24 protein-coding genes are annotated in these 25,469 nt (G+C 63.3%); 9 read left to right on the plus strand and 15 right to left on the minus strand.

All coding sequences use genetic code 11. The annotated features are described in order from the left end of the window. The gene (locus JGU71_RS20300) at positions 1–861 is read left to right on the plus strand and encodes an alpha/beta fold hydrolase (RefSeq protein ID WP_199706122.1); all 861 of its coding nucleotides are present in this window, start codon (positions 1–3) and stop codon (positions 859–861) included. A gap of 24 nt (positions 862–885) precedes the next feature. Here JGU71_RS20300 and JGU71_RS20305 read toward each other — a convergent pair whose 3' ends face one another. From JGU71_RS20305 to JGU71_RS20330, 6 genes are read right to left on the minus strand one after another with little or no spacing between them, the layout of a single operon-like run. Continuing rightward, positions 886–1,467: a TetR/AcrR family transcriptional regulator gene (locus JGU71_RS20305; protein WP_199706123.1), complete on the minus strand. Its 582-nt coding sequence runs from the start codon at positions 1,465–1,467 to the stop codon at positions 886–888. A gap of 45 nt (positions 1,468–1,512) precedes the next feature. Further along, complete coding sequence (locus JGU71_RS20310) at positions 1,513–2,226, minus strand: TetR/AcrR family transcriptional regulator (protein WP_233529838.1); 714 nt, start codon at positions 2,224–2,226, stop codon at positions 1,513–1,515. Further along, a complete protein-coding gene (locus JGU71_RS20315; protein WP_199706124.1) occupies positions 2,223–3,698 on the minus strand; it encodes a class I adenylate-forming enzyme family protein in 1,476 nt (491 codons plus the stop codon). The genes JGU71_RS20310 and JGU71_RS20315 overlap by 4 nt, the downstream gene beginning before the upstream one ends. A 5-nt stretch (positions 3,699–3,703) precedes the next feature. Further along, positions 3,704–4,615, minus strand: a complete 912-nt coding sequence (locus JGU71_RS20320; RefSeq protein ID WP_233529839.1) for an alpha/beta hydrolase — start codon at positions 4,613–4,615, stop codon at positions 3,704–3,706. Then, positions 4,615–5,592 carry an enoyl-CoA hydratase/isomerase family protein gene (locus tag JGU71_RS20325; RefSeq protein ID WP_199706125.1) on the minus strand — a complete coding sequence of 326 codons (978 nt, stop codon included), beginning with the start codon at positions 5,590–5,592 and terminating at the stop codon, positions 4,615–4,617. Before JGU71_RS20325 ends, JGU71_RS20320 begins: the two co-directional genes overlap by 1 nt. Before the next feature lie 13 nt (positions 5,593–5,605). Further along, positions 5,606–6,520 carry an SDR family oxidoreductase gene (locus JGU71_RS20330; protein WP_199706126.1) on the minus strand — a complete coding sequence of 305 codons (915 nt, stop codon included), beginning with the start codon at positions 6,518–6,520 and terminating at the stop codon, positions 5,606–5,608. Positions 6,521–6,673: 153 nt separating this feature from the next. On the opposite strand from JGU71_RS20330, the gene JGU71_RS20335 reads away from it, so the two are divergent. Next, positions 6,674–7,672 (plus strand): NADP-dependent oxidoreductase, encoded by a 999-nt coding sequence (locus tag JGU71_RS20335; protein ID WP_199706127.1) that lies wholly within the window; start codon positions 6,674–6,676, stop codon positions 7,670–7,672. Between the two features lie 67 nt (positions 7,673–7,739). Here the strand turns inward: JGU71_RS20335 and JGU71_RS20340 are convergent, their stop codons facing one another. The 6 genes from JGU71_RS20340 to JGU71_RS20365 all read right to left on the minus strand — a co-directional run bounded on the left by JGU71_RS20340 (position 7,740) and on the right by JGU71_RS20365 (position 16,955). Then, the gene (locus JGU71_RS20340) at positions 7,740–12,668 is read right to left on the minus strand and encodes a diguanylate cyclase (protein WP_199706128.1); all 4,929 of its coding nucleotides are present in this window, start codon (positions 12,666–12,668) and stop codon (positions 7,740–7,742) included. A 244-nt stretch (positions 12,669–12,912) separates the two neighbouring features. Further along, a complete protein-coding gene (gene gap, locus JGU71_RS20345; protein ID WP_199706129.1) occupies positions 12,913–13,929 on the minus strand; it encodes a type I glyceraldehyde-3-phosphate dehydrogenase in 1,017 nt (338 codons plus the stop codon). Between the two features lie 56 nt (positions 13,930–13,985). Then, the gene (locus JGU71_RS20350; RefSeq protein ID WP_199706130.1) at positions 13,986–14,540 is read right to left on the minus strand and encodes a flavodoxin domain-containing protein; all 555 of its coding nucleotides are present in this window, start codon (positions 14,538–14,540) and stop codon (positions 13,986–13,988) included. Continuing rightward, a complete protein-coding gene (locus tag JGU71_RS20355) occupies positions 14,537–15,493 on the minus strand; it encodes a CHAD domain-containing protein (protein WP_199706131.1) in 957 nt (318 codons plus the stop codon). The genes JGU71_RS20350 and JGU71_RS20355 overlap by 4 nt, the downstream gene beginning before the upstream one ends. After that, positions 15,490–16,365: a universal stress protein gene (locus JGU71_RS20360; RefSeq protein WP_307829740.1), complete on the minus strand. Its 876-nt coding sequence runs from the start codon at positions 16,363–16,365 to the stop codon at positions 15,490–15,492. The genes JGU71_RS20355 and JGU71_RS20360 overlap by 4 nt, the downstream gene beginning before the upstream one ends. Before the next feature lie 35 nt (positions 16,366–16,400). After that, entirely contained in the window at positions 16,401–16,955 is a 555-nt protein-coding gene (locus JGU71_RS20365) for a hypothetical protein (RefSeq protein WP_199706133.1), read from the minus strand. Positions 16,956–17,231: 276 nt separating this feature from the next. On the opposite strand from JGU71_RS20365, the gene JGU71_RS20370 reads away from it, so the two are divergent. Further along, complete coding sequence (locus tag JGU71_RS20370; protein WP_199706134.1) at positions 17,232–19,253, plus strand: erythromycin esterase family protein; 2,022 nt, start codon at positions 17,232–17,234, stop codon at positions 19,251–19,253. Between the two features lie 44 nt (positions 19,254–19,297). Here the strand turns inward: JGU71_RS20370 and JGU71_RS20375 are convergent, their stop codons facing one another. Beyond that, positions 19,298–20,158: a universal stress protein gene (locus JGU71_RS20375; RefSeq protein WP_199706135.1), complete on the minus strand. Its 861-nt coding sequence runs from the start codon at positions 20,156–20,158 to the stop codon at positions 19,298–19,300. 304 nt (positions 20,159–20,462) lie between these two features. On the opposite strand from JGU71_RS20375, the gene JGU71_RS20380 reads away from it, so the two are divergent. The 6 genes from JGU71_RS20380 to JGU71_RS20405 all read left to right on the plus strand — a co-directional run bounded on the left by JGU71_RS20380 (position 20,463) and on the right by JGU71_RS20405 (position 24,261). Next, positions 20,463–20,666 carry a hypothetical protein gene (locus JGU71_RS20380; RefSeq protein ID WP_199706136.1) on the plus strand — a complete coding sequence of 68 codons (204 nt, stop codon included), beginning with the start codon at positions 20,463–20,465 and terminating at the stop codon, positions 20,664–20,666. A gap of 38 nt (positions 20,667–20,704) precedes the next feature. Further along, the gene (locus JGU71_RS20385) at positions 20,705–21,481 is read left to right on the plus strand and encodes a site-2 protease family protein (RefSeq protein WP_199706137.1); all 777 of its coding nucleotides are present in this window, start codon (positions 20,705–20,707) and stop codon (positions 21,479–21,481) included. Between the two features lie 3 nt (positions 21,482–21,484). After that, positions 21,485–22,327 (plus strand): slipin family protein, encoded by an 843-nt coding sequence (locus tag JGU71_RS20390; RefSeq protein ID WP_199706138.1) that lies wholly within the window; start codon positions 21,485–21,487, stop codon positions 22,325–22,327. Between the two features lie 24 nt (positions 22,328–22,351). After that, on the plus strand, positions 22,352–22,510 hold the full coding sequence (locus JGU71_RS20395) for a hypothetical protein (RefSeq protein ID WP_199706139.1): 159 nt from the start codon (positions 22,352–22,354) through the stop codon (positions 22,508–22,510). Beyond that, entirely contained in the window at positions 22,507–23,964 is a 1,458-nt protein-coding gene (locus tag JGU71_RS20400) for a DUF4389 domain-containing protein (protein ID WP_199706140.1), read from the plus strand. The genes JGU71_RS20395 and JGU71_RS20400 overlap by 4 nt, the downstream gene beginning before the upstream one ends. 84 nt (positions 23,965–24,048) lie before the next feature. Next, positions 24,049–24,261 (plus strand): hypothetical protein, encoded by a 213-nt coding sequence (locus JGU71_RS20405; RefSeq protein WP_199706141.1) that lies wholly within the window; start codon positions 24,049–24,051, stop codon positions 24,259–24,261. A gap of 61 nt (positions 24,262–24,322) precedes the next feature. Here the strand turns inward: JGU71_RS20405 and JGU71_RS20410 are convergent, their stop codons facing one another. Both JGU71_RS20410 and JGU71_RS20415 read right to left on the minus strand, forming a co-directional pair. After that, positions 24,323–25,024: a VIT1/CCC1 transporter family protein gene (locus JGU71_RS20410; protein ID WP_199706142.1), complete on the minus strand. Its 702-nt coding sequence runs from the start codon at positions 25,022–25,024 to the stop codon at positions 24,323–24,325. 43 nt (positions 25,025–25,067) lie between these two features. Beyond that, positions 25,068–25,304 (minus strand): PLD nuclease N-terminal domain-containing protein, encoded by a 237-nt coding sequence (locus JGU71_RS20415; protein WP_199706143.1) that lies wholly within the window; start codon positions 25,302–25,304, stop codon positions 25,068–25,070. Between the last annotated feature and the right edge of the window lie 165 nt (positions 25,305–25,469).

The following is a 25,469-nucleotide window of genomic DNA, read 5'->3' on the forward strand; positions in this document are numbered from 1 at the left end:
ATGGCCCGCCGAAAAGACAATGTCGCAACCACGTGGAGCAGCGTCGCTACCCAAACGCTCACCGCGGGAGGTATCGAATTTCCCTACCGCGAACTCGGCCCGCGCGGTGACACCCCCGTCGTATTCCTGACCCACCTGGCTGCCGTGCTCGACAACTGGGACCCCCGAATAGTCGACGGAGTTGCCGCAACCCGCCACGTCATCACCTTCGACAACCGCGGAGTCGGCGCCGCCACCGGAAAGACTCCTACGACGATCGAGGAGATGGCGGCCGACGCGGTGAAGTTCATTCGCGCGCTCGGCCACGACATGGTCGACCTCTTCGGCTTCTCCATGGGCGGCATGATCGCGCAGATCATCGCCGAAACCGACCCTGGTTTGGTGCGTCGACTAGCACTCGCCGGCACCGGACCCGCTGGCGGCGAGGGCATCGACAAAGTCACCGCGATCACCTACCTGGACACCTTCCGCTCGATCATCGGACGAACGGACCCGAAGGAATTCCTGTTCTTCACGCGGACGGCACACGGTCGGAAGCAGGCAGCCGCATTCCTTCAGCGTCTGGCCGAACGCACCACGGACCGAGACGAAGAGATCACGATCTCGGTGCTGCGGCGCCAACTCAAAGCCATTCACGGGTGGGGCGCACGGGCACCGCAAGACCTCTCGCGCATCACAATCCCGGTGTTACTCGCCAACGGCGACCACGACCGCATGGTCCCGACCAGCAACACCTACGACATGGACCGACGCTTCCCGAACAGCCGCATCGTCGTCTATCCGGACGCCGGCCACGGTGGGGTCTTTCAGGAGCACGAGACCTTCGTGCCTACGCTCGTCGAATTCCTTTCTGCGCCTTGAGTGCCACATCTGCTCCGGCGGGATCTAGCTGTCGAGCTCGAGCAGTTCGAGCGCGCTGCTGATTCCCGCCGCCAGCACACTCTCTGACAGGACTGGATCGGAAACGGCACGTGCCAGTTGCAGAGTGCCGACAAGCAACGTGAACAACCCCGTGGCCCGCCGCCGAGCTGCCGCAGGTTCGTCAGGGGACAGATGCCGAGCGACGGCGTCGATGATGGACTCGACCCCTGCGGTGTATGCGTCTCGACCGCGTCCGTCCAAGCGAACGATTTCGTCGAGCAGCGCGCCCGATGGACAGCCGGCACCCGGGTCGTCGCGATGCTCCGGCGACAGATACCCGCCGATGAACTCGACGATAGCCGCTCTGCCCGCCGGGAGGTCCGCGATCGTCGCGGCCTGACTTCGCAACTGGTCGTCCAGCACGGTCGCCACAAGATCGTTCTTCGACTCGAAATGGGCGTAGAAGGCACCGTTCGTGAGCCCGGCGTCAGCCATCAACGTCGAGACGCCGGAGCCGTCTATCCCGTCGAGCTTCAGTCGGCGACTTGCCGTCTCGATGATCCGGCGACGTGTCTCGGTCTTGTGATTCTTGTCGTATCTCGGCACTGCTCGCCTTTCCTCCCCCTACTACGTACCGAGCATTCTACGGCATCAGCTTACGTTCATACTATTATGATCGTCAGCTCGAACGGAAAGATCGGGAACAAGCACCGATTCGTGTGATGCGACGGCGCGATCGCGGTCGCCACCAAGGCCGACAACAAGATTCACGCCCATCGGCATCATCACCTGTGCGACCGGATCGTCGAAGTCGACGAAGTGCTCGGACAATTCGAGGGTGATGTAGCCGTGCACGTAACTCCACAGCTGCGCTGCGATCACCTCGGGGGCCTGCTCCGCGATCCAGCCCGAGTTCACCAGTCGCACACAGGCTTCCAGCGTGTGGGCGTATGCGTCCCGGAACGCCGGCGAGCGCCCGCTCAAACGAACGTCGGACTCCCCCACCGGTCGGTACGTCGCGCGAGTGGACAGTCCGAACATCAAGTCGTAGAGATGGGGATTCTGTCGCGCGAGCCGACGGCACGACAAGGCCATGGCGAAGAGGTCCGCGATCGGGTCCGAACTTGCCGGTATCTCCGAAAACGCGCGGTCCAACTCTTTGAAACCCTGATCGACCACAGCACGGACCAGTTCGGGGACACCACCGAAATGGCTGTAGACCACCATCGTCGACAACCCAGTTGCCGCTGCTACTGTCCGCGCTTTGATGGCAGCCGGACCCTGCTCGGCAAGCAGCGCGATCGTCGCGTTGACGAGGCGCTCCGGCACACTCTCGGTTGGCGAATCTTCGGACATGCTCGTCATTCTCGCACCTCCCTGCCCTGTAGCAGCGCCCGCGCGCGGAGCGCATTCTTGTCGATCTTCCCCACCGCGTTCTTCGGTAGAGCCGCGAGAACGTGGATCGACCGTGGGCGTTTGTACCGGCTCAGCTCGACAGTGCAGCGCTCGCGGAGCTGCTCCGAATCTATGCTCGAACCGGGCCGCGGCTGGACGAATGCGATGACGACCTCGCCCCATCTTTCGTCGGGTATGCCAATGACGGCCGCCTCCAAAACCGCTGTATCACTTGCGATTACGTCCTCGATCTCCTTGGGATAGATATTCTCTCCGCCGCGAATGATCATCTCCTTGCAGCGTCCAACGATGCGTAGGTAGCCGTCGGAATCCAACTGCCCGACGTCGCCGGTGTGCAACCAGCCGTCGACCAGCACTGCGGCAGTGTCGTCGGGACGTCCGAGGTAGCCACGCATGACGTTGGGCCCTCGTACCACCACCTCTCCGGTTTCTCCCTGTGGGACAGCGTTTCCCTTCGAGTCGACGATCCGGATTTCCTGTCCTGGCAGCGGACACCCGACCGTGCCTGGCTTGCGCACGCCGGAAACTGGGTTGATCGTCGACCCGCAGGTTCCCTCCGAAAGTCCGTAGGCCTCGACGAGCGGAAACCCGAACCGGTCCTCGAAGCGCGTGAGCAGGTCGGCCGGCGCAGGTGCGGCTCCGCAGACCGCGAAGCGAATCGACGACGTGTCCGGCCGAACCTCAGCGGGAAGAGCGGCCAGCATGCTGTAGATCGTCGGAACACCGCTGAAGAAGGTGGGCTTTTTAGCTTCGACGATGTCGAAGAACGTTCTGGGGTTGAATCGATCGGCAACGACCACGCTCGCTCCGACGAGTAGCGGAGTCAGCACACTGACAACAATTCCGTTGACGTGAAAAAGCGGCAGGATCAACAGGGATCGGTCCGTCGCATCCAGTTCGAGCGCTGCGGCACCCATCGCCGTCATCGCGTCGAGATTCGCATGGTCGAGCATGACGCCCTTCGGCACACCCGTGGTTCCACTGGTGTAGATCAGCAGTGCGATCGTCGACGTGTCGGAGTGCGGTGCCTCGCCTGCGTCGTGAACTTCCCGTGCGAGGTCGCCGATCTCGAGCGTTGTCACCGTATCCGATTGTGCCGCATCATCTTCGACCACCAGTAGCCGAGTTTTCGAGTCGGTGAGCTGCCGCGCCACCTCGGCAGCGGTGAGAGCCGGATTGACCGGCGTGACGGTAGCTCCGATTCGCCAGGCCGCAAGAAGTAGGACGACGAATTCGACCCGGTTGCTCAGCTTCAGCGCAACGACGTCGTTGCGCCCGATGCCGAGGGTTCGCAATTGACCGGCCGCGGCTTGGACACGGCTGAGCATGGCGGCGTTGGTAAGCAACTGATCACTGTCGGCGACGGCCAAGCCGTCTGGATCGCGCGCGGCTCGCAGGTCCGCCAGGGTGCTGAACTGCATGACAGCTAAACGCTTTCCGGTCGTAGGTGGCGGCTCAGGAACTCGATCTGGTCGGCGACGAGTGCGTCGAACGGTTCGCCGAGATAGAAGTCGAAATGGCCGGCGCCGTAAGTCTTGATCTCCCCCAACGGCGCTGAGCGGGCGTAACGAATCGTGTCCTCGGGTGGCGTGACGGAGTCGGAGTTGCTGACGCAGAACAAAATCGGCATCGTGACCTTCTTGGCAGAGCGACCGGGCCGGTACGCCATGATCGTCGGAATGACCCGGGCGGCAACCTCGTTGCGAAAATCCAGGCCCGGCGGGACCAGAGCCTGATATCCGGGAAGTGCGTCCGGAGCGTTCATCAGAGCCAGCGAGTTCGGTCCGGCAGCGAGTGGAATCATCGACGGCTCACTACCTCGAACCATCGCGACCAGGTCTCGGGTCAGGACCGGCATACTCTTCGCAGCAGCTATCGGACCCAGTGCCATCGCAGAGGCCAGGCCGTCGGTGAACGGACACTGCGACACCGCTGCCAGCAGTTCGGGATGACGAGAGGCGACTGTGATGGCATGTCCACCACCGAACGAGCTACCCCACACTGCAATTCGTTGTCCGTCGACATCGTCACGGCTCATGACGTGCGCGATGGCCGCGTCCCAGTCGGCAAGCTGTTTCTTGATCGACAGCAGCTGACGAGGTTGTCCGGTGCTGTCGCCGAAGTGTCTGTAAGTGAAGGCAAGAGCGGCGATGCCTGCCTTGGCGAATTCTTCGGCGAATGCGTCCAGGCGCATTTCTCGGGTGGCGCCGAGTCCGTGACCGAGGATGACGATCGGCGGCGAGGCGACGCCGGTCGGGAGGTAGAGCCAGGCTGCGCACCTGTCGTCACCCGATCGGAAGGTGACGTCTTTACGGATGTAAGCGAGTGAGGCAGACATCAGAGTTTCACCTGCACTGTGCTGTTGCGGAGTCCGGGGACGGTGCCGGCGTCGAGTGCCTCTTCGTAAACGCCAGGACTGTAGAGGGGAAGTTCGCCGATGGCCTCGGTGGTTGCCATGTAGTCACGCATAAGCTCCTGCCCGACCTTGGACAGCGCCGTGGTCAGGAACTCGGCTGCTTCGATGTGCAGACCCTCCTCCAGCGTCGCGGATCCGCCGAAGTAGACGGCGCGCTTGATCGCGGCGATCGATTGCTTCGGACGGGACCCGAAGTGCTTCGCCAGTTCGATTGCCCTGCCGAGGACTTCGTCCTGCGGCACGACGTCGTCGACCGCTCCGTTCGCCAAAGCCTCTGCGGGAGTGAACGGTTTGCCGTCGAGAATTGCCACCAGTGACTTGTGTGTGCCGATCAGCCGCGTGAGCCGCTGTGTACCGCCACCGCCAGGCATGATTCCCAGGAGAATTTCGGGTTGGCCGATGAAGTAGTCGCCGTCGGCCATCACACGCAGGTCGTTGGCCCAGCAGAATTCGGCACCGAGCCCCAGGGCGGAGCCATTGAGCGCGGCAACGAAGATCACGCCGCTGCGGTTCATCCGCAAGAAGGTCCGGTGGAGACGTTCGAGCTGGACAGCCGGCCACAGCGGTGTCTTTCCGAGGATCGACTGCAGCCCGCCCAACCGATTGACCCCTTTGGCGGTGCTGGCAAGTGCGGACGCTCCCTTCACCCCGACCGGGGGTACTTGGGCGCCGCCCTCCTGCAGCCAGCGGACCTCGGCGTGGCTGACGAACCGAGTCGGATGTGTCCCGGTGAATACGACCGCGCGGACGTTGGGGTCTACGTCGGCTCGGTCGACGAGTGCGTCGAGTTGCTCGGCGATGTCGTTGCCGAACAGGCCGAGTGGGCCGCCGTCGATTCGTGCGAGGAGTATCGCGCCGCGGTCCTCGATGAGGAGATTTCCTCTGACTTCCTTGGTCATTTCTGTTGCGTCCCTACTTGTCGTTTACAGCAAAGAGGTGAGTGCGGTCGATGGCGGGTTGCTGGGGTGGCGGCACGAGTTGCTCGGTGCGCCCGAGGGCGTCGACCTCCCTTTCGAGGCTCGGAACCCATTTGGCTGCAAAGCGTTTGGCCCACAGCCACGCCACGGGCGAGCTCAGCGCTGCTTTGGACCAGTGCGCGACACCGACCGCTCGTGGCACGTAGACGCGGGCGCTACGGCGCCCGAGCGAGTCGACGATCGCACCGGCAACTTTGTCCACACTGGTCGTGACGTTGCCTGGATACGGCAGTTCCTTCCGCAAGCCCACGAACGACGGCAGATCTTTTTCGGCTCCTCTGACCGGGTCGGTGTCGATCCACGACGGGTGCACCAGCCCGACTGTGATGCCCAAGTGCGCAACTTCTTGTCGGTAAGCAACGGCGAGCATCTCGACGCCCGCTTTGCTCGCCCCATACGAGGCCATCGACGGCAGAGCCAGGAACGACAGCGCCGACGCGACCACGACGACGTGGCCTCTACTCCGCTCCAGATGTGGCGTGGCGTATTTCAGGGTTCGGAATGTTCCGTTGAGATTGACGTCCAGCACCTTGACGAATACGTCCTCGTCCGCCTGGCGCACCGTCCCGTAAGCAACGACGCCCGCATTGGCTACGACGATGTCGATGCCGCCAAGTTCCGCGGCGCTCGCGTCGATCGCGGCACGTAACGCCGCACCGTCGCGTACGTCAGCCTCGCACCACGAAGCGGACGAGCCGAGGTCGACAGCTAGTGCACGCAGTCGTTCGGTTTCCAACCCGATCAGCGCTACACGAGCACCTCGGGCGACGGCAAGACGGGCGACTTGCTCTCCGATGCCCCGCGCCGCCCCCGTTACCACGATCCTCTGACCAGCAATTTTGTGCTTCATGCAGAGAATGTAACTTGGTTATAGCGACTGCGGCAATAGTTTCGTCGTACAAATATAACGAAGTTACTTTTCGTTGACTCCGACGATTCGCGGCGTGTATAACGAAGTTACAGCCGCTGACGGCAGCCGAGCGCAACGAGGAAGAAGACAGATATGAAGGCATACGTAGTCGACAAATACGGCAAGGACGGCCTCCGCGCTGCGGACCTACCCCTACCCGTGGTGGGCTCCAACGATGTCTTGGTCAAGGTGAGTGCCGCGAGCATCAACCCTCTGGACACGATGGTCCGCAACGGTGAGTTCAAACAACTGCTGAAGTACAAGACGCCGTTCGTACTCGGACACGACGTCGCCGGCGTGATCACGCAGGTCGGATCGGCCGTCCGAGATCTGAAGGTCGACGACGAAATCTATTCTCGCCCTCGCGATTTGCGCATCGGCACCTTCGCCGAGTACATCGCCGTCGACCGAGAGGACGTGGCACTCAAGCCGACATCACTGACCCTGCACGAAGCCGCAGCAGTCCCCCTCGTCGCGCTCGCAGCGCACCAGGTTCTGGTCGATCGTGCACACGTGAAGCCCGGCCAGAAGGTCCTCGTCCATGCAGGCGCAGGAGGTCTCGGGTCCACCGTCATCCAACTGGCCAAGCATCTCGGCGCACACGTCGCCACGACCGCGAACGGACGCGACACCGATCGGCTTCGCGACCTCGGCGCCGACGAAGTAGTCGACTACACCAAGCAGGACTTCTCGCAGTTCCTGTCCGACTACGACTTCGTTCTCGACTCCCTCGGCGGCAAGAATCTCGAGAAGTCTCTCACCGTCCTCAAACCTGGCGGACTCGCCATAGGTGTTGCGGGCCCACCCGATTCAGCGTTTGCCAAGCAACTCGGGCTTCCGTTTTTCATGGGTCTGCCCCTCGATTTCCTCAGCCGCAAGATACGTGGTGCCGCGAAAAACCAAGGTGTGCACTACGAATTCTTCTTCATGCACGCCAGCGGGGCGCAACTGCGCGAACTCGCGAGTCTCTACGACGCCGGTGCGCTCAGGCCCGTGCTGGACCGGACCTTCCCCTTCGACCAGACGCTCGAAGCACTCGCCTACGTCGAGCAGGGCAAAGCCAAAGGCAAAGTCGTCATCACAACGGATTAGTCCAGTAGGACCTGATCGACGGGTCATGCGAGCCAGCGGATTCGTGCGTGCCCGCTATCGAGACGGGCTACGAGACTCGCGTACGGACACAATTGCGGCCCGCGTGTTTCGCCTCGTACAGCGCGGCGTCCGCGTTGGCGAGAAGTTCGCTGCGTTGACTCTTCGTCGATGCGATGGTCGATGCAACGCCGACGCTGACCGTCACCATTCCGCCGCTCAGGGTGTGCGGCAACCGCGCGCCCGCTACTGCACGCCGCATCCGCTCGGCCACGGCCACGGCTGCCTCGAGATCGGCTCGGGGCAGAATCGCTGCGAACTCCTCGCCGCCGTACCGGCAGAGCAGGTCGGTGTCGCGCGCGCTGTCGGTGAGCAGTCGGCTGATCTCGACCAGGCACGCGTCGCCCGCGAGATGGCCATAGTCGTCGTTGTACTGCTTGAAATGGTCGACATCGGCCATGATCAGCGTGATGGGCTCGGCGGTTCCGAGCGATCGTGTCCACTCGGCGGCAAGGGCCATGTCGAAGCGGCGGCGATTTGCAACCCCGGTGAGGGCGTCGGTCGTGCTGAGCAACTCCAACTGATCGTTCGCCGAACGCAGCGCCACGGTCCGCTCGGCGATGCGCCTCTCGAGTGAGGTGTAAAGCTGTGCATTGTCCAAGGCGACTGCAAGCTGGCCGGTCAGCATGTCGACGAACCCGAGCCGATCGGTGGTGAACGCGCCGCTGGTGAGGCGATTCTCGAGGACGAGCACCGCCCGGGGCGCCCCGCCGCGCAGCACTGGCACGACGAGCAGCGCAAGCCGTTCTTCGCCCTCGAGATAGGGATCTCTGGCGAACCGGTCGTCCGCGGTCGCGTCGTCCACGGCGAGGGCCTCGCCCGTGCGCAACACGTAACGGACGGCACTGACCGGTACCAGCATTGCCGCGCCGGACTCGTCGAGGCCCGTGTCGCTGGCAGTGTCCGTGGCTGCCCGGTAGATCCGCCAGCCTGTACTCTCGTCGAACAGCACGACCTGCACTGCTGTCGCACCGGTGATGGCTCGTAGCTGTTCGACGATCGCACCATGCAGTTCCGGCATCGTGGTCTGGGACGCGAGAGCCTGCGCGACTCGCAGAATCGCCGTCGTGTCCATGGTGTCAGCAGTAAGAAGCGTGCGCGCCGAGAAGGACCCGGCGGCGATCCCCGGTCGCACGACAAACCGATCGCGCAAGAACGGGTAGGTACGGTCAAGATCGATTACCACCGCATCCGCACCCCAGTCGACCAGCGCTTGCCGCGCCTCGGCGAGAAGCATCCGGCCGCTGTGTTCCAGGCCCCGCTCACGGTGCATCTCGCCGGCGCGGCGCGCGATCAGCGCACGATGCCACGGTCGCGACACCCGCTCCAACTGGGACAACGCGGAGTCGAACCGCGCAAGTGCACCGTCGTGGTCACCAAGCGCCCATGCACGCTCGGCTTCGAGATAACTCACGAGGTGGATCGAATTTTCCGGCTGATCCTGCGCCCTGCGCCGAAGCCAGGCCAGCACCTCGTCGAGTTCGGCGAGCAGTGCTGCATGCTCGGGTTCGCCCGGTTGCCGGTGACGTAGCTGCAGGCTGAGGTCGAGTCCGAACGGCACGCTGACCATCTGCGTGATCACGATTCCCGGGAGGTGTTGTGTTTTCTGGTGAGCGGCGCGACTGTTGGCCTGGAGGATCTTCCACTTTCCCGTCAGAGCCGCTGCGATGCTCCGGAAAAGCCACAGGTAGGCGCCGATAATGGGAACGACTTCGGCAAGCGCCTCGACAGTCGGCCCGTCGGCGTCCGACTTGGGCCGGCTCGTCGCGGCGTCCGAGCTGCCTCGGATTTCATGGCAGAACTGGCGGAGGATCGAAAAACAGCGCTGCACCGGCACGTTGGCGGTGCGGTCGGCCAGGGCGAGCGCGGTGGCGAGCTCGGCTAGTACCTGGTCGAGGTGTGGCGCGGTCTCGAAGGTGTCGACGACCAGGGGGAAGGACGCCCAGCCCGCCTGCGGCAGGTCGCCGACGTGCAGGAGCCCGTCCCGAGCATGCTTCGCTGTGGCGACGCACTCTTCGAGCGGCTCGAACCAGTGCGCGCTCGTCACCGCGTAGAGGAACTGGGTGTTGGCGACCGCCCGTTCCCAGCCGTAGGTCTCACCGACGGCGATGACGTGGGTGAGTAGGCGTTGACCGGCGCGGTACTCGTCCAAAACGGCGATGAACGCCGTCGAGCCGTGCCCCAGCACCGCCATCAGATCGCTGCTCGGACCGTGCATCTCCCACAGTCGCTTCGCCTGGGTGACCAGCCACCCGGACACAAGAGGTGCAGCGAAGAACGCCGCCGGGCTGAGCCGATCCATCACCGCGACGACAGCGGCAATGGTCGGGTCGGTCACTGCCGGGCGGGCTGCGTCGAGTTTCGCATCGAGTTGCTTGGTCCACGCCACGACTTCTGTCAGCCCGCGGGCGACTTCCGCCGCCGCATCGTGCTCCGGGAACGTCATCCCAAGGCGGGCAAGAACGCGTAGCCCGAGGTCCACCGCGTCGGCGGACAACTGGCGGTTGGTCAAAGAGGCCACCTGCGTCGCGGTGACCTGAGCAAGCTCCATTGCGTCGCGGGTGGCCCCGCGCAGCGACTCGTAGACGCTGTCGGCCTCGTCGAGTCGCCCCATTTGGTACAACGCCTGGTGGCGCTCGGATTCCACCGCGAAGTGCTCGCGCGCCGCAGTTGGCTCGTCCCGCAATATTCGGGCGGCGGCGGCGAGGAATTGCTCGGTGGCGGTGAACTCGGTCCGGCGCCGCTCGTCGTCGGCGGCCGCGCGGAAGAGCCGGACAACGAGCTGACCTTCGGCCCGATCCCGCGGCCGGACGTCGGCGGCGAGTAGCAGTCGGGCGGCCAGCAGGTCCCGCCCGGCCGTGGCGAGCCGCCAGCCCATCTGCACCTGGAACGACCGCCGCTCATCGGAGCCGAACCGCTCGAACGCGGCTTGCTGGACGCGACCGTGCCGGAAACGCAACTGGCCGACCGGGTCCAGCGTGGGTCGGCCGTTCCGGACGGGGGTCACGAGGCCCGACGCCAGCGGCTTGGTCAGGTGGATGACGAGCTGCCCGATCGGCAAGCCGCACGCGATTGCGAGGTCGGTTCCCGACACCTCGGCGCCCAAGCAAGACATAGCGCCGAGCACGTCGACCGCGTCCGGGCCGAGCTTATCGATCCGATCGGTAAGCAGGGCAACGACGTCGCTGTGCCCGACGTGATCCCGGACAACGTCGGCATCCCAAGTCCAGCCGTCCTCCCCTAGCACCAATGCACCGTGTTCGCGCAGAGAGTTCAGGAGCTCGATCGTGTCGAAGGGGTTGCCCCCGGTCCGTTCCCGGACGATGACGGCGAGCACCGCAGCCGGCGCGGCAGGGAGCCGCAACATGTGCTCGAGCAGGGTCGCAAGGTCATCGACCTCGAGCGGGGCAAGCCGCACCGTTCTCGGTCCGACTCCCAGCTGCTCCCAGCCGGCCACAATACGGGCGAGCCGCGAATCGGGTTCGGTGTCCCGGTAGGTGGCCACCAACAGCAGGCCATCCACGAGCGGGGCATGCGCGATCGCGTCGAGCATGTCGAGCGCACCCGGTGGGGCCCATTGCAAGTCGTCGAGCACGAGCACAACGGGGCGGCGAGGAGAGGCGACAACCCGCAGCAAGTCGATTACCGCCTGCCGGGTGCGGTCCTCGAGTTCGCGGTCGTCCAGATCTCCGGCGACCGTCGGTTCCCCGAATACCTGGGCAAACTCGGGGGCCATCGCGACAAGGACAGTGGCATTCGACCGCAGCCGTCGACGGAGCTCGCGGGATTGGAACTCCAGCGCCGCCGACGGCTCGGCAAGCAACAGCCGCGCGAGTCCGCGTAAGGCCCCGCGCAGGCCTGCCGTGGAGTCATGGACGACCTGGTCGGCCTTGCCGGACACGAACCATCCACCGCGCTGAGTCACCAACGGGCGCAGCGTGTTTACGAGTGTCGACTTGCCGACGCCAGGAGGGCCGCGGACCAGCAGGACACCGCCAGCGAGCGCGGCACCGCCGCTCCGGTCGGTTGGGTCGGCAACGGCGTCCAACGCTGCGGCCAGGATCGCGATCTCGGTGGTCCGGCCGACCAGCTGCGAAGGCGGGGACAAGCGGTCTGGGAAGTCCCGCTCCCCAAGCGCGAAGGTCGTTGCGGCGTCGGCGGCAATCCTGGCGAGGTCGTGGGCGAGGCCCGCGGCGGACTGGTAGCGGCGCTCCGGTTCCTTCTCCAAAAGCCGGGCGAGCACAGCGTCCAACGCCGGTGGCAGTGTCGGGTCGAGCTCGATAATCGGCATCGGCGTGCGGGTGAGGATCTCCCGCACCAATTCGAACGCGTCATCCTGCACGAACGGCCGCCGACCGCACGCGGCCTCGTAGAGAACGGCGCCGACCGCGTAAAGGTCCGCCCGACGGTCGACGACCGATCCGGTCCGCCCTGTCTGCTCCGGTGACAGGTACGGCAGCGGACCCAGGATTTCGCGGTGGTGAGTGAAACCGGGACGAACGTCGGCCATCAACGTCGCGAGGTCGAAGTCGACCAACTCGACTCCGCCGTCCTCGGTCAGCAGTACGTTGCCGGGGTGCAGACCATGGTGCGCGATACCCGCCTCGTGCACCGCGTCCAGGGTCGTAGCCAGGCGCTGCCCGAGCACGACAACCTCGAGCGCCCGCAGCCGCCGCTCAGCCAGAACTTCAGACAACGGGCGCCCGCTGATCCCGGCGACCACCAGCCCGGACACGTCGAGCGACGACACCAACCGCGGCACCCCCGGCACTCCGTCGAGTCGGCGCAGAACCGATGCCTCGTGCGCGATCCGCGCCAGCGCCCCCGTGCCGATCGCCTCTTTGTGGATGAGGACACCGAGTTCGAGATGCTGACTGCGCCAGACCCGAACTCGACCGTCGTCGACCAACGGGTCGACCGGTCCTCGCTGAGCGGCCACCGCAGCCACCTTTCCCGGCGAACGAGGTCGGCGCCCGGACCCACGGTGAATCGGCGCCGAGCTGCCCAGACGAAGCATAACGTCGGCTTCGACTCGTGACTTCCTAGACTGTAGGAGGGTTGATGTAACGGCGCTGAGAACTCGCGAAGTCAACCGCGCTGTCAAGCGTCGAAGCGCAGCCGCTGTCGTCGTAGCGCGATCCTGAGACTTGGTCGGTAAAGGTCGATTGGTCTCGCTTCTACCGTCAGAGTGTCGATCCCACCAATCTCGTCAGGTCGACAAGGCGGTTCGCGTAGCCCCACTCGTTGTCGTACCAACCGACTACCTTGACCAGGTTGCCGGTGACCTTCGTGAGTCCAGCGTCGAAGATGCACGACGAAGGGTCGGTAACGATGTCGGAGGAAACGATCGGGTCGTCCGTGTAGGAAAGGAAGCCTGCGAGCTCCCCTGTCGCCGCAGCCGCGAAGGCTGCGTTGACCGCCTCCACTGTCACAGGTTCACGGACGACAACGGTGAGGTCGGTGGCGGACCCAGTCGGTACGGGAACGCGCAGTGCGTAGCCATCGAGTCTGCCTTCCAGCTGCGGTAGCACCACACTGATTGCGCGTGCAGCCCCCGTGGACGTCGGGACGACGTTTATGGCTGCGGCGCGAGCTCGGCGAAGGTCGCGGTGCGGACCGTCCTGCAGGTTCTGATCCGGGGTGTAGGCGTGGATCGTCGTCATGAGACCGCGTTCGATACCGAAGTTTTCGTCCATGACTTTCGCCATCGGAGCCAAGCAATTGGTGGTGCACGACGCGTTGGATACGACGTTCTGAGTTCCGTCGTAGTCGCGGTGATTCACACCCATCACGACGGTGAGATCTGCGCCCTTCGAAGTCGCAGACACCACAACCTTTTTCGCGCCGCCGTGTAGGTGCGCCCGCGCCTGTTCCGCGGCGGTGTATCGGCCAGTTGACTCGACCACGATATCTACGCCCAGATCGGCCCATGGGATCGCCGCCGGACCGTCGGCGCTCGTCCATGATCGAATTCGACTGTCTCCCAATACGATATCCATGCCGTCGACCCTGACTCCATGAGGCAGCCTGCCGAGAACGGAGTCGTACCTGAGTAGGTGCGCCAGCGTTTTGTTGTCCGTAAGATCGTTCACAGCAACGATTTCCAGATCTGCGTTTCCTTCCGCTCGCTGCGCATCCAGCGCTCGGAAGAAATTGCGACCGACCCGGCCGAAGCCGTTCACCCCTATTCGAACTGCCATCGATCTCTCCTTACTCGGTGGTTTCGGCTTCCTGCGCGCTGCGCTTCTCGAAGTGGCTACGGTGCTTCGTGCGTTGCGTCCGTGAGACCACGGCGGCTCACAGCCGCGCCGATGCCGTCAGTCCAGCGAGCGATGGCTTGCCAGTCTCGAAGGTCACCGAATCCGCCACCTCCGATGAGTCGGTAGACGATCCGGCTGACTCGCGTTGTGTCTGCTCGACTGAAAACGCCGGCGAACACCGCATACTCGCGCACGGAGATCAGCTCGAGTAGCGAAGCAATATTTTTCGGGACCGCACGCTTCAACCGCCTACCGACCGGACCGTGCAGGGCGGGTGACAGGCCGACACTGAAGAGCCATACGTCTCGTCCCTGCAGCACGACACGGTGTCTGCGCAGGAAGCGCTCCGCGTCCGGCAACCACGCTCTGTCGTGTATTGCGCTTCCTACGACTACTACGTCGTAGTGCCGAGGATTTGGCGCCTGGTCGACGGAGCAGAGGTCGACATCGAAACCCTTCAGGCGCAGGCGGTTCGCGATGAAGCCCGCGATTTCGCCAGTCGACCCTCGCGCAGAGGCGAACGCAACAAGTATCGAGAGCGAACTACTCATCGCTCGACGGCCTCGACACTCAGGTTTCGACTGTGCTCTCGAAAGGCTCTGCACGCTCGTTCGGCTCGGTGCCACTCCCTCACGAGGTTTCCGATCGCACGATCTCCGTTGTCGATCTCGCGTTGGTACAGGATGCCGAGGGTGAAGGTGTCTTCTCTACACAGTTCCGCATCACGCCGCAGCGCACGCAACTGTTCACGTCCGGTGACCGAATCCTGATGCTCCCCCAACGAAAGCTGCAGGGTGGTCAAAGTCGAGATCGCGCGTCCTACGTCCTGCCCCGACACGGGCTCGAACGCTTCCACGATGTAGCGCAGACGTCTGACAGCCTTACGCATTCGGTGCACTGCGGCGTCGCGGACGCTTCCGGATGATTCGGATTGGACGTCACGTAGCCGCTTCGTCACACGACGTTCTGCATGCGCGACGACGACTATGACGGCGTTGTGATCGGTCTCGTTCCATTCTCGTCCTGACGATGCGAACTCTCGGAGCGCATCGAGCGTCGCCTTGAACTGCACCGAATCGAGAGTTAGTTCCACTCGGTTGGATTCGGCCATTTCGAGGCCGTCGAAATGTAGCTGCAGGCGTCGACGGACCGGCCCAACTATCAACTCGGGGTCGAGCTCGGCAAACAGTTCGCACAACCGCTTCTGCTGCACCTCGCGATCGCGGGCACCACCCAATTGTTTGCTCAGCCAGAGCAATTCGCTGCTCAACTCGCTGACGTCAGTAGGACTGCCGACCACAGCACCGAATTCGGTCAGTACACTGATCGCGCGGCGCACCGCTACCCGAATGCGATGGATTGCGTCCGGTTCACCGCGGCGATAAGAGCGTTTTGCCTCGAGGATCGCCTCGACCTGAACCAGCAGAAACGCGTCGAGCGGAGATAACGTCGCTGCATCCGACCGACGCGTCGGACTCGGCGGGCTGGTCACAGATTTATTCATGACGGACCCCGGGCGATGATGACCGGGCATTCGACACTATGCAGCAAAGCTTGACTGGTCGATCCGAGCATCATGCCGGCGAAACCGCCGCGACCATGGCTGCCGAGGACAAGCAGCTGCGCATTTTCGGACTGTTCGAACAAATTCCGGATCGGGCGATCGCGCACAACCATGCTCGTCAACCGCACGTTCGGATACTGCTTCCGCCACACCGCGAGGTCGTCGTCCAATTTCTCTTCCTCGGCTCGCATTGCACCCGACCAGTCCTCGACCGGAAAGTCGAAATCACTCGTATCGACCCAACCGTGCACGGCGATGAGCTCGGCGTCACGACGGTCCGCTTCGTCGAATGCGATCTCGATCGCCGGCACACTGTTCGGAGTTCCGTCAACTCCGACAACAATGGGACCGTCACTTCCACGCGAGTCGGGCGAAGCTTCGTGGAGCACCGCCACCGGGCACTGCGCGTGATGAGCGAGCGCTGTGCTTACCGACCCCAACAGGCCGCGGCGGAAGGCACCGAGGCCACGACTGCCGACCACGACCATCGAGGCATCCTTCGACATATCGATCAAAGTCGACGCGGGTGAACTTGCGGTCAGCTGTGTGGCCACCTCGATTCCGCCCGCATTCGCAATAGTCGCCACTTCGATCTTCGCCTGCGCCAGTAGCTTTCGGGATGCTGCCCGGATCGGCTCGATATCGGTCGTCACACTGCCAATCCGAGAACCGAAAACTACAGGGTCCCCGAGTGCGTTGACGATTATGAGCTGAACCTCGTGTTCGGCCGCATAGCGCGCGGCCCACCGCAACGCGGTGTTCGCTACATCCGAGCCGTCGATTCCGACGACAACTGGTCGATCGATCTTCACGTCGACTCCTTTCGAAGTTTTTGGACGACCGCGACTCATGCCACGGCCCATGACTGAGCCCCGAACCGAAGGCTGCGCTTTCGCGCCAGCTCTTCACGGCCGGCAACGAACTCTTCTCGAACCTCGCCCGGAATCACGTGATACGAAACACTTCCGCGCACGCACACCGGCCGCAGAATGAGCGAAAGCGCCTCGGCATATGCTTCGGCGCGGGCTGCCCCGCTCCACTGATAGATCCCCCGATACACCTCTCGCTCATCGTGCGAAAGCCACAGCTTCGACACGAAACCGGGAAAGCCGACGAACAACGGAGTGTTGAGCAAGCTTTCCCAGCGAAACACCCGATGCAAGAATCCGTGCACCCAGCGAAGACGAAACTCGACAACCAACACGGCCGAATCGGCCGTCGGCGCGTCCCGAACGACCGTCTCTCGAAACACCCGAGCGGTGGTTCCGTTTGCAAAAGTCAATCGACCGCCGACATGCCGTTGCGGCTGCTGAATTCGTCCGCCACAGAAAAGGACCATGAACCGGAAGACGGACATTGCAACCGACTTCACAGCGTTCCAACTCGAAACCTGCTGTGTCACTCTCGTTTTCCTTCCATATCCGCCTGACTGCTCAGTGAACGCTAGACAAGTACGCAGACCGACCACAGAGCCGAAAGTCACACCGAGCCGTGGCCCGAGTCCTCGAGCCGCGCTGGAATGGCCAGGGGACTTTCGGCACTGGGAGTGTCGACTACAGACCGCATCGCCCTCTGCTTCGCCGCGGCAGACTCCTGCGTGGACGTTCGATCGAGTTCGGTCGCGATGTCGGTCGCACGTGACGTCTCTCGAAAGCTGTGCGCGGTAAGGGGATCGGAAATGACCGTCGAGAAGGAACTCCCGCAGACCGGTCCGCACAGGATCTTTCGCGACCGGCGCGAAGCCGGACAGGTACTCGGTGGGCTGCTCGCTGCCTACCGCGACCGACCTGGAGTAGTGGTGCTTGGACTTGCGCGCGGCGGAATCCCCGTCGCATGGGAAGTTGCGGCCGCACTCGATGCACCCCTGGACACCTTGGTCGTACGCAAATTGGGTGTGCCCGGGCGTGAGGAAGTCGCTCTCGGCGCGATCGCCAGCGGCGGTCGCCTTGTACTGAACGACGATTTGATCCGTGGTCTGCGCGTAACTCCCGGCCAGCTCCGGGAAGTCGCGGTGCGGGAAGGGCGCGAACTCCTTCGGCGAGAAGCCGCCTACCGTGGTGACCTACCACCTATCGATGTCACCGGTAAGACCGTCATTCTGGTCGATGACGGCTTGGCGACGGGCGCAAGCATGTTGGCCGCGGTCGAAGTATTGCGCGATGCCGAGCCGGCCCGCCTTGTCGTCGCCGTACCCGCCGCGCCACAATCGACCTGCCGTCAGGTCGGCGATCTGGTCGACGAGATGGTCTGCGCCACAATGCCATCACCGTTTACAGCAGTAAGTGCATCGTTCTGGAATTTCCGGCAGGTGAGCGACGAAGAAGCGCGCGAATTTCTGCACACCCCTACACACGTCACAGGCCGCTCGACGCGCCTCGTCCCCGCCTCGGCCGTGGCGATGGTCGCGATCGATGCCCCAGGCGGCGTCCCACCACGTGCCGAGCTGGACGACCTGATCGGCGACGCACGAATCGTGCTGATCGGGGAGAGTTCACACGGAACACACGAGTTCTACTCCGCACGTGCCGAAATGACCAAATGGCTGATCGAAGAGAAGGGATTCTGCGCAGTTGCGGCAGAAGCGGATTGGCCGGACGCCCATCGCGTCGATCGGTATGTCCGCGGCCTCGGTGACGATGCGAACGCAGCTGACGCGTTGAGCGGTTTCGAACGATTCCCAGCGTGGATGTGGCGCAACACCGTCGTTCGTGATTTCGTCGATTGGCTCGCCGACCGCAATCAGCGCAGCGACACGAAGGCCGGTTTCTACGGCTTGGATCTCTACTCCCTGCACCGTTCGATGCACGAAGTCGTCGCCTACCTCGAAACGGTCGACCCGCTCGCGGCAGAGCGCGCACGGAAGCGGTACGCCTGCTTCGAACACCTCGCGGCCGACGACGGGCAGTCCTACGGATTTGCCGCGGCCTTCGGTGCGGGCGAATCATGCGAGCGGCAAGCGGTCGAACAGCTTGTCGACATGCGAAGTAGCGCACTGACCTACGCACGGAACGGCGACCCTGACCAGTTCGACGAGGCTTTCTACGCCGAACGTAACGCGTGGGCCGTACGCAATGCCGAAGAGTACTACCGCACCATGTTCGCCGGTCGAGTCTCGTCATGGAATCTGCGCGATCAGCACATGGCGCAGACGCTCGACGCGCTTGTCGCGCATCTCGAACTGCACAGGAGGTCGGCGGCACGAATTGTCGTGTGGGCGCAGAACTCCCACGTTGGAGATGCACGAGCAACCGAAGTCGCAACCGAAGGGCAAGTCAACCTTGGTCAACTCGTGCGGCAACGATACGGCCAGGCGTGCCGCCTGATCGGGTTCAGCACTTTCGGTGGAACGGTCACCGCCGCCGGGGAATGGGGCGGAGTGGCACAGCGCAAAGTCGTTCTTCCCGCACTAGCGGGTAGCGTCGAAGAACTCTTCCACGAGACCGACAACAAGGAGTTTCTTGTTCGGTGCGACGTCGACGGCGCGGCAGCAGACACATTGCGGACTGTCCGGCTCGCACGCGCAATCGGCGTCATCTACTCGCCACAGACCGAGAGGCAGAGTCACTACTACCACGTCCGACCCGCAGGCCAGTTCGACGCTGTCATTCACATCGACAGGACCAGAGCGGTCGAGCCGCTGGACCCCACGAGCCGGTGGATCGAGGGCGAGACGCCGGAGACCTACCCGACCGGCCTGTGAGCAGTTCGGCGCCCGAATCCCGGTCCCGGTCCGGGCAATCCCAGCTACGCGGTGCTTCGACAGATCAGAATCGGGCACGCGAGGTGGTGGACCAGATTCTGAGTCGTCGACCCAAGCAACATCGCAGCAAGACGGCCACGGCCGTGACTGCCGACGACGACAAGTTGGGCATTGTGAGCGAGCCCGAGCAGTAGAGCCGCGGCGTTCGATTCCTTTGCGACCAGTTCGACCTGTACGTCCGGATATTTCTCCCTGCAGCCGGCGAGCGATTCCGCGAGCACCTGACCTTCGAAGCGATCCGTCTCGTCGCCGTGGGCACTTCGTGTCCAACTGTGACCCGCGATCAGCGTGACGCCGAACAACGACGCGAACTCGAACGCCGCCGCGACAGCGTGCGCGCTCAGCTCGCTACCGTCCACACCGACCACCACGGGCAAGCCGAACGGAACCGGCTGGTTCGCGATCGACCGCCAGATCACGACCGGGCAGCTGGCGTGGTTCGCAACGTGCAGGGCCGTCGATCCCGAAATGACCGAACGGGACGAACTTCCGTTCGATCCGACCACGATCAGTCGCGCCCGCTTACTCAGCTCCAGCAGGTTCAGGTCCGGTCGACCGTGGACTAGTTCGGCCTCGATCTTTACAGCGGGATGCGTCCGACGAAGTTCGATCACGGCTTCCCGCACGATGTTGTTTCCGGTGCGTCGCAAATGTTCTTCGATCTCCGCGAGGGCGAGTATCGCTCCGTCACCGTAGCTGTAGACAGGCTCGTAGACGGCGTGCAGAACGACCAACGGAGCACCCAATCGTTTCGCTGTTGCCGCCGCCCAGTGTGCGGCCTGCAGCGACGAATCGGAACCGTCGACACCCACGACGATGGACCCGCTGTCGACCACTGTGCTCATATCCGTTACCTCACGCCCGTTGCTGGTGACGGACTTGTCGAACCTCCGCCGTTTGTCTCAGCATTCGGGTCGCTACGGCGGATCGGTAGTGTCCCAAGACCGTTCATAGATGACCTGCGACCACTGCGTGGCAAGGTCCGAAGTCTTTCCGAGTTCGTCGTTGACCGAGTCCCGGCGCTCGCGTGCCGAAGGGCCTGCGATTTCAGGGACATCGGCCCCTACGGGCAACGTGCCCGATAGCGCAGCCTTTCGGAAGGAACAGATCGAGTCCTCTTCGTCGACTCGTCTCGAGACAGGAGAAGCCGTGGCCTCGCTGCTGAGAAAAACGAGTACGAGCGATTCGGACACCGAACTCGACCGCGATCCGGCAATTCCCGCCATTGCGGTTGTGACAGGGCTGGTCGGATTTTCGATGGTCGCTGCAAGCGTGAACTCGCTCGGCCTGGCAACCATCGTCGCGCTGGCTATGTTCGGCGCAGTAGGCCTCGTCGCCGCCGGCCTCGAGTGATCGCGCGATGAAGGCTGCCTAGCACGAGGAGGCGCGCAATGCGGCGAAACACGTTGCTGCTCGGTCGGATTGCCGGAGTTCGGACCTTTGTGCACTGGTCACTCGGTGTCACGCTTGCCCTACTCACGTGGCTGTTGGCAGAAAGCACTCTCCCGAATCGGCTGCCGCAAGCAACGACATCGCAGACCTGGTCGGCCGGCATCTTTGCGGCGAGCGCTTTCGTGCTTTCGCTGCTGGCTCACGAATTGGCGCATTCGATCGTAGCTGTGCGGATGGGGGTGCGCGTCGACCGAGTCACACTGTGGATGCTCGGCGGAATGTCCGAACTACGCGATGAACCCGCCGACCCCCGGTTAGATCTTGCCATCGCGGTAGCCGGCCCGCTCACCAGTCTCGCCATCGGTATCAGCTCGCTCACAACAGCTTTCGCGATCGAGCCGTTCGCCCCCGAGATTGTCACCGTCACGGTCGCATGGCTCGGCACGACCAACGTCGTCCTCGCACTCTTCAACGCACTGCCGGGCGCACCGCTGGACGGCGGTCGCATCCTCCGCGCCTGGCTGTGGCGCAGATCCGGCGACAGACTCCATGCTGCGGCGACTGCTGCTCGCAGCGGACGCAACATCGGCGCGGCGATGATCCTGCTCGGGATGGCTGAGGCGTTGACCCTCGGCAGCGCGGGTGGGTTGTGGTTGACCCTTCTCGGTTGGTTCATCGTCGGTTCGGCGAACCGAGAACTTCCAACTGCGACGTCGACCGGCGAGGCGCTGCGCTTTACGCACCGTGTCGATTCTCAACACCGCTCGAAGGAGTGAACGATGAACACAATCGCAGTCGTAGCGCTGGCGGTGGCAGCGGTCGTAATGATCGGACTGGCCTTGTCGATCCGCGTGGTCACGCAGTACGAAAAGGGAGTTCTTTTTCGCCTCGGCCGCGTCATCGCGGTCCGAGAACCGGGCCTGCGACTCATCATCCCGATCATCGACCGCCTGCAGAAGGTCTCGATGCGGATCATCACGATGCCGATCCAGTCACAGGGAATCATCACTCGGGACAACGTCAGCGTAGACATCTCGGCCGTTGCCTACTTCCGCGTAGTCGACGCCGAGAAGTCGGTTGTGGCGATCGAGAACGTATATGCAGCAATCGATCAGATCGCACAGACGACGCTGCGCAAAGTAGTCGGACAACACAGCCTCGACGATGCACTCGCCGAGACCGATGTGATCAACTCCGACATCCGACAGATCCTCGACACAACGACTCTCGAATGGGGCGTCGAGGTCACCCTGGTCGAGCTGAAGGACATCCAATTGCCCGACAGTATGAAGCGCGCAATGGCAAGGCAAGCCGAAGCAGAACGGGAAAAACGCGCGAAAATCATTGCCGCCGAGGGTGAATCGATGGCGGCCGCAGCACTCGGCGACGCATCGGACACGATGATGGCTCATCCGCTCGCCCTGCAGCTACGAAACCTGCAAACCCTTGTCGAACTAGGCGTCGACAAGAACACCACCGTTGTGTTCCCTGCCCCGCTCATGAGCGCGATCGGCGATATCTCCTCGTTCTTTCAACGCGAGACTGCCGCGTCCGCAGTGCTGCCGTCGGTCGCACAAGCGGTAGAGCGCAACGGTACAGACCTTGCATGGCAGCGACCCTAGATCCGCTATCGAGGAGCGATGGATATGAGTGAGAGAACAATCCACCCCGGTGCTTCTGTTCGGGTAACCGCAGGGCCCGAGCTTTCCGCCGACGCGTCGGAGTACGTGCACATGCGCCTCGGCAACGCGCCCGAGCATGCAGGCGAAGCCTGCGGCCACATCGAGATCGAACCCACGCCGTGAAAACCGGCAAGGTAGTCGCACTCGTCGTCGGATGTCTCTGCGCTCTGCTCGGGTTCGGCTTGTCAGCAGCTGCTGCCGTTCTCGGCTTGGCATACCTCGGCCAGAACGACGACGGCTATCTGACCTCTCCAACACAACGTTACGAATCGATCGGGAGCGCGTTGGTATCCGAGCGCATCGATCTCTTCCAGGACGCCGACCTGCCCAACGGGTTCAGCACCGAAGACCTCGGAAGTATCGTGCTGCGTGTCACCGCCGACGACCCCAACGGCCGCATCTTCGTCGGCATCGGACCGCGCGCAGATGTGGAGCGCTTTCTCGACGGCGTTGCCCGAACCGAGGTGACCAAGGTCGAATTCGGCCCGTTCGAGCCGACCTACCGGCAGATCCCCGGCGGACGAAAACCGGCTCCTCCTGATTCAGCGGATTTCTGGTCCGTCGCCTCGCTCGGAACCGGCACCCAGCAGGTCGAATGGGACCTTCAACGTGGTTCCTGGACCGCTGTCGTTATGAATGCAGACGGCACTCCAGGCGTCGATGTGGACATCGAGGCCGGCGCTCGCCTCGAGTTTCTCGGCGCGCTCGCACTCGGACTACTGCTCGGTGGGGTGTTCTTCCTGATCGTCGGGATTCCCCTCGTTGTGATCGGCGCAATCGGACTGGGTCGACACGGCCCACCGCAGCCGCATTGGCCGATCGTGCCGCCGTCGAGCGTCGACGCTTCCGCCACACCCGTTCCATCCACGGCGAGCGCCCCCTATCCCGCGCATCTTCGAGGCGATCTCGACGAACCGATATCCCGATGGTTGTGGTTGGTGAAGTGGCTGTTGGCAATTCCGCACTACTTCATGCTGATTTTCCTGGGAATCGCAATGGTCGTCACCACGATCATTGCGGGCTTCGCGATCTTCTTCACCGGCCGGTACCCGCGGGGACTGTTCGACTTCAATGTGGGAGTTCTCCGCTGGTTGTGGCGCGTTCAGTTCTACGCCTACTCTGCACTCGGCACCGACCGATATCCGCCGTTCACGTTGCAGCGCACCGACTATCCCGCCGATTTCGACGTCGAGTATCCGGAGCGGCTTTCTCGCGGGCTCGTTCTGGTGAAGTGGTGGCTTCTCGCCATACCTCACTTTATGATTCTGTCGGTTCTCGCAGGTGGCTGGTTCGGGTGGCCGTTCGGAATCGACAGCAACGAGGAAGGTGTGTCCAGCGAGCCCTGGATATTCGGCTCGCTCCTGGGCGTTCTGGTGCTTGTCGCGGCGGTGCTGCTCTTGTTCACCGGTCGCTATCAGCGTCCGCTCTTCGACTTCGTCATGGGGATCAACCGATGGGTCTACCGCGTCGTCGCCTACGTGGCACTGATGCGCGACGAATATCCGCCGTTTCGATTCGATCAAGGACCGCGCGAACCCCACGAGCACCTCGGCGCCAGGCAGATTTGGACAGCGTGAAAGATGCTGAGCGATAGGAACTGTCGGCGAGGTTGAGCCGCCGGTTGGCTGGAGCTCGAAGGTCAAGTTCCACGGCTGGCTGCCATGACCGACCTCACGCCAGCCGTCAGCCACGATCTTCTGCCGAACCTCGGCCAAAGCGTCCGTCATTCCCGGTACCCACGATTCCTGCGGCGGAATGCTCCCCCACCCGCGGGGTACCGGGAAGGTCGGGCCGACGTACCGGGGTTCATTTCCAACGACGCCGACGAATCGCAGGTATGCATTGCCGTACTGCGCGAACAGGGTCGCCAGTAGAGCCGCCCACCAGTGCCGGGCGCCAACCTCCTCGATCTCGACGTGCAACGTCTGCATGGCGCTACACCATCCCCATGCCGACCAACTGACCGATTCCGTAGGTGACGACCATCGCGATCGCGCCCCCGGCGACGATTCGACGCGTGGCTGGCCACCGTTTCGATCCGCCGAGACCTGCGCTGACACCGCCCGTCAATGCCAGCGCTGCAACGACTGCTACGAAGGTCACTGGGATTCGCAGCCCGGCGGGCGGAAGCAGGATCGCCAGCAGAGGCAGCATTGCTCCGATAGTGAACGACACCGCCGACGAGATCGCGGCATGCCATGGGTTGGTGAGTGCTTCTGGATCGATCTTCAACTCCGCGTCCACGTGGGCAGCGAAAGCATCGTGTGCTGTGAGCTCGGAAGCGACAGTCGTCGCAGTGTCGCGATGCAATCCCTTCGCTTCGTAGAGCGATACGAGCTCTTCGAATTCTTGCTCGGGATCGTCGGTGAGTTCGCATCGTTCCCTAGCTAACAGAGCCCGCTCGGTATCCCGCTGAGTACTTACCGAGACGTACTCGCCCACCGCCATCGAGACTGCACCCGCGACGAGGCCCGCAACTCCGGCGGTCAGAATGGGTCCTCGACCGACATCCGCCGCAGCAACGCCGATGACAAGTCCTGCCGTCGAGACGATTCCGTCGTTGGCGCCTAGCACGCCGGCTCTCAACCAGTTCAATCGTGCCGACGTTGGTGCCGCGTGTGGCTCTGCTGGATGCATGAACGCAATCAGCCTCGCCTTGTTTGTCGGCGCTCGGGTGCCCTCACCCACCACTGACCTCGCTCGAACCTGTTCGACCCCAACGAAAATAGGCGATCGGCCCGACGAAGTTGACGACGATCGCCGCGGCCCACAGAGGCTTTCGACCGCGTACCTCCTCAGCTGGTCTCCGCGCGAGGTCGACCCACGCAGCGATTGCCAGCGCCAGCTGCGAGATGGCGAGAATCGATATTCCGGACTGCGCAGCGGGCGAAAGGTCAGCCCAGCGTTTGTGCGTCACCGAATACCTCCGGCTGTGCGCTCAGCCTCCAACACAGCTCGCGAGCGATTCAGCGTCAATGGGATCAAGTGACCTTGGACGCGTGCACCGGACGCCAGCCGCTCATAAGTCTCGAAGACGAGATCCCGGATATCGGAGTCCGAGAATTCTGGGAACTTCGAATTA

The organism is Antrihabitans stalagmiti, assembly GCF_016482825.1.
GTDB classification, from domain to species: Bacteria; Actinomycetota; Actinomycetes; order Mycobacteriales; family Mycobacteriaceae; genus Antrihabitans; species Antrihabitans stalagmiti.